The sequence below is a fragment of the Pseudomonas sp. YuFO8 genome (assembly GCF_035065025.1).
In the GTDB taxonomy this organism is placed as follows: Bacteria; Pseudomonadota; Gammaproteobacteria; order Pseudomonadales; family Pseudomonadaceae; genus Aquipseudomonas; species Aquipseudomonas putida_AE.
The window spans coordinates 1-441 of record NZ_JAXDEQ010000140.1 but is presented as its reverse complement, the minus strand read 5'-3'; the positions used below and the strand labels follow the sequence as shown (position 1 = coordinate 441).

Sequence of the window (441 nt, the reverse complement as noted above, 5' to 3'; positions counted from 1 at the left end):
GATCGTGCAGGTGTGTGTCAGCAATTACGTGACACATATGCAGCTCAATCGCTGGAACAGTGGGGATGTGCTCATACGGTCATTGCCGCCGATTCCTACCATTGGGATGACTGCGGATGACATACCGGCGTTGATGCAGGCGTGTCATGTGCAGATGGATGAATGCATCGCGCAGATGGACCGCGAGTTGCGGGCTGTCTGAACATTCTGGGGGCGCTTCGCACCCAGCGCGAGCAAGCTCGCTCACCACAAAAAAGCTTGCCGCTACGACGGAACGCCATTCAGGCTAAGCTGCCCAACACCTGTCCTCCCAATAAGAAGCGATCAGCACCATGGGTAGAGTTGTTGCGGCCGCCGTCTATAGCGCCGGTAAGAAAGTCACGGATATCACCCTCGATGAAGGCGCGGCCTGGGCCGCCAAACCCGATCACTTTGTATGGA

The 441-nt window shown here is 56.7% G+C and carries 2 pseudogenes; both read left to right on the top strand.

The window, feature by feature from the left end:
- Positions 1–202, top strand: a pseudogene (locus tag SOP95_RS31680) (1-acyl-sn-glycerol-3-phosphate acyltransferase); the annotation flags it as partial.
- Between the two features lie 130 nt (positions 203–332).
- A pseudogene (locus SOP95_RS31675) lies at positions 333–441 on the top strand (magnesium transporter); the annotation flags it as partial.